This window comes from Shewanella sp. 10N.286.45.A1 (genome assembly GCF_041470405.1).
Classification (GTDB): Bacteria; Pseudomonadota; Gammaproteobacteria; order Enterobacterales; family Shewanellaceae; genus Shewanella.
Genome location: NZ_JBFRMK010000437.1, coordinates 1 through 3,809, shown reverse-complemented (window position 1 = coordinate 3,809; position 3,809 = coordinate 1). Strand labels below are relative to the sequence as shown.

The 3,809-nt window shown below is 40.4% G+C and carries 4 protein-coding genes; 2 read left to right on the top strand and 2 right to left on the bottom strand.

The genetic code is table 11. From position 1 onward, the window contains the following. A partial coding sequence (locus tag AB4238_RS22280; protein WP_372035801.1) for a peptidase U32 family protein occupies nt 1–820 on the bottom strand: 820 nt, incomplete at its 3' end. 381 nt (nt 821–1,201) lie between these two features. On the opposite strand from AB4238_RS22280, the gene AB4238_RS22275 reads away from it, so the two are divergent. After that, nucleotides 1,202–1,837: a protein-disulfide isomerase gene (locus AB4238_RS22275; RefSeq protein ID WP_372035800.1), complete on the top strand. Its 636-nt coding sequence runs from the start codon at nt 1,202–1,204 to the stop codon at nt 1,835–1,837. 108 nt (nt 1,838–1,945) lie between these two features. Then, nucleotides 1,946–2,410, top strand: a complete 465-nt coding sequence (locus AB4238_RS22270; protein WP_372035798.1) for a GNAT family N-acetyltransferase — start codon at nt 1,946–1,948, stop codon at nt 2,408–2,410. Between the two features lie 36 nt (nt 2,411–2,446). Here AB4238_RS22270 and AB4238_RS22265 read toward each other — a convergent pair whose 3' ends face one another. Then, a complete protein-coding gene (locus AB4238_RS22265; protein ID WP_372035796.1) occupies nt 2,447–3,286 on the bottom strand; it encodes a helix-turn-helix domain-containing protein in 840 nt (279 codons plus the stop codon). Between the last annotated feature and the right edge of the window lie 523 nt (nt 3,287–3,809).

The following is a 3,809-nucleotide window of genomic DNA, read 5'->3' as shown; positions in this document are numbered from 1 at the left end:
CAGATTTATCGTTTGATAGTGTTTGTTTTTGTTGTAGTTGGCTAATTTGCTTACGCCAGGTACTGATCACGCTGTGCACATAATGGTATTTCTTTATCCGGCCTTCAACTTTTAGAGAATCTACGCCCGCGTTGACTAACGCTTCAAGATCATCAAAGGCGGAGTTATCTTTCATATTGAGCGGATATTCAGCACCCACCTCAGTGGTTTGGTACTGATCGCGACAAGGTTGACTACAACGTCCACGATTACCTGAATTACCGCCATGAGCTGAACTAAAATAGCACAACCCCGAAAAACCGATGCAGTTAGAACCATGAACAAAGACCTCGGTTAACATATCTAACTGATGCGCTTTTTCCGATAAGACCTTGATCTCATCAAGGTTGAGCTCTCTAGACAAGTTTGCACGGTTAGCCCCCATTTGCTGCAGAAATGACAGTTGGCCGCTATTATGTGTCGTTAGCTGTGTAGATGCATGAACTTCAAGCGTTGGAAAGTAGCGTTTCAAGATCTCAAACACGCCAAGATCCTGTACTATCACACCATCAATGTCGGTATTAACTAGCTGATTAAGTAGTTTAAACAGTGCTGGTAACTCTTGTTCTAAAACGATAATGTTCAATGTTAGAAACAGTTGGCAATGATGCTGATGAGCGACTCTTAACAGCCCACAAAGCTGTTCGAAGTTAAGGTTTTCAGCACGCTTTCTCGCATTGAAATTATCAAGACCGCAGTAAACCGCATCGGCGCCAGCAACAATAGCGGCTTTAATAGAATCAATGTCTCCACCTGGTGCTAATAACTCAACATTTCTCACAGTTTTTGTCTCTCAATCAAACTTACTTGGTACAGCAATCATAATTCTCAAATTCCAGCCGTTAGTCGCTCGACCTGAACTTGCAGTATATAGCTGTGTAATATGCCGGTAATTTTAAAGACTCGTAGATATCGTGGCTACGGTGCATGATTAACTTATTGCTAAACTATGAGGTTGATCGGTTTACCATGTCGATTATTTTGGCCATTGACTAAAACTATTGCATAAATCGAATTAACAAAGTGAGCATTTAACACATTTTTGATTAGAAGAGCCCGAAAGTCCCTCGCTATCTGGCTTTTATACTCTCCAGCCAATTGATTAACGGGTTAAAACCTCTTAGGATCACTAATCACTTATTAAACGCCAAGACTGAAGTACATGAACAACGATACCAAACTCAACAAAGCCCAGCTTGCACTGTATTTTATCTATGACAGCCATTGCCCATGGAGTTACGCTGCAACGCCATTGGTGAATGCGCTTAGTGATGCATTTCCGAAAATGCAATTGCATTTATTACATTGTAGCCATTTTGACGGTAGCGATAGTGCAGGTCTTGACCAAGTTAATGCAGTTAAAGATCTTGCAAAGGTTAAGTTTGGCAGAGACCACATTCGTTACGCTAATAGCCCAAAAGATGCCACCAAAGTAGCTAACCTAATGGCGTGGCTTGAAACTAAACAGCCAGATAAGATGCTAACGGTTCTAAATGCAATTCAAAAAGCACATTTTGTTGATGGCAACCCGTTAACCAACAAACATGATTTTAGTGAGTTGATCACTACTCATAAGTTATCGCCTTCAAACAAAATATTCAGAGATGGCTTGATCAATGACGCCGAACAAATTCTAGCTGGCATTGCAGAGATCTATGAAGTTATTGGCACAACCTCTTTTCCTGCACTGCTTATCACGGTAGATGACCAAGGTATTTTTATTGATCACTCTAAATACCTAGCAGCACCAGAATCAGTGGTTGAAAGTGTATTACAAGAGATGCAAAACCTAGATTAAGATTGCATTATAAAGTTTAGACAAAGTCTAGTTATAGGCTTTGTCTAAACGTAACGGGAATCACTGGCCATTATTGGTTCAACGTAACCTAAAGGAAAGGATTTCCACATGCAGCTAGTACCACCGACAACTGAACATTTACAACAGATGATGACTTGGTTTAGTACCCAACAACAAGTGTTTCAGTGGGCTGGTCCCAGTTTCAGATACCCCTTTGATATTGTCACTTTCACTGAAGATCTTTCTTTGCAAAGACTCGCTTCTTTTGCACTCGTGTCTGATAAGCAAGAATTACTCGGATTTGGCCAGTATTACCCGCGTTTAGAAAAGTGTCATTTAGGCAGAATTGTCATCAATCCAATTTGGCGAGGAAAGGGTATAGCTAGCACCTTGGTAGAGATGCTTAATGCGTGTGGCCTCAAACAACTCCGTTTACAACAAAGCTCTTTGTTTGTGCTCAAAGATAATCAAGCAGCAATCAATAGCTATCTAAAGCAGGGGTTTGTGGAAAGTATCTACCCGGAAACGCTACCACTCGATCATTGTTTGTATATGACGAGAACACTGAAGTAGCCTTAAATAATTTATATCAAAGACTGTTAGCAATAATCAGCGAGACTCTACGCCGCCATAAATATCAATAGTGAGCCCGCGCTGCTCTGCGTAGTTTGTCGGAGTGAGGCCAATCTGTTTTTTTAAATGACGTATCAAGTGGGGTTGGTCGCTAAAACCAAACTTAAAAGCCACTTCGGCCCAATCTATATCAACAGCTTCGCGCTGATATAAATATTCCAGCATCGCCTCTAATTTGTTCATCGACTGACACTGCTTCATCGTTAATCCCGTCACTCTGTTAAAGCTACGCTCAAGCGTGCGTTGTGAACAAAATAAACGTTCACCGAGTTCTGATATTGGGTATTCATCCAATAGCGGCAGTGCTTTGCGAGTTAGCTCGCTATGTTGGTCTTCATTAGTTTTAATGAACAGAGGCAACAATAATTCATCTAGCTTATCGCTGCATTTGTACGGTTCTGTGCGGCCGAGTTCTATAAGCTGTTCTACATCTGAACTTTCTGTTCCGAGTAGCTGGTCAATATCGGCATTGACTGCACGATTAAGAGTCGGGTGGTTATATCCTTCAACATTAAGCGAATAGAGCGCTCCTATGTGGAATTTAACGCCTAAGTAAATAAAACGCTCACTGTGATCTAATTGCAGTGATTGTTGCTGAGGGTAAAGCCAATGACAACCTTTGCCTTTACTTTCAGTTGGCAAAGTTTGATAACTATAGCGCTGCTGTGGCGGGCATAATATCAAATGGGTTGCAGGTTCAGGGTTTAGTTTAGGAAAGTGATTACTTTCATCTTCATCTGTTTTTTCTATCAACCAATAAAGCGCTACATATTTGGCTATTGTTTGGTTTTTCGGAGCCTGAGACCAAATTTGCATAGTTAAAAAGCTACTCTATAAAAGGTTACACATCGTATAAGTTAGCACAGATGATAACTGCCGCTCACTTAATCAATAATGAGTTTCACTAGATAAAAGTTCCTTTAGTTAAAAGTAAACTATACTAAAAATCGTCATTTATGATTAAGGAAGATTTATGTCAATGCTGAAAACCTAGCCAGTAACTTGTGGGGCACAGGTACAGTAGTGAAACCGAACATAAACATAATAACGACCATCAATAATACCGAGAAAATAAAAAGTCATACCACCTAGCAGCATGGAGGCCACATTTCCCATAAAGGTCTCACCATCATTACCACTATTACGATCCTGTAAGCCTCAATTTATCTTCAAATGATGACGAGTAACAGAGTGTGGCAATACGTTGGACTATAGAAATATTGCAAAGTGTCTAAGAAGGTATTCTCCTACATGGACTTTTTTATCGATGTACTGATTACAATAAAGCGCTGATATTAAGCCAGTATTTACGGTTAAACGTGCTTGTTGAACGAAGCCG

Coding starts and splice junctions, on each gene's coding strand:
- AB4238_RS22275 (WP_372035800.1), top strand. CDS start 1,202: ATGAACAACGATACCAAACTCAACAAAGCCCAGCTTGCACTGTATTTT.
- AB4238_RS22270 (WP_372035798.1), top strand. CDS start 1,946: ATGCAGCTAGTACCACCGACAACTGAACATTTACAACAGATGATGACT.
- AB4238_RS22265 (WP_372035796.1), bottom strand. CDS start 3,286: ATGCAAATTTGGTCTCAGGCTCCGAAAAACCAAACAATAGCCAAATAT.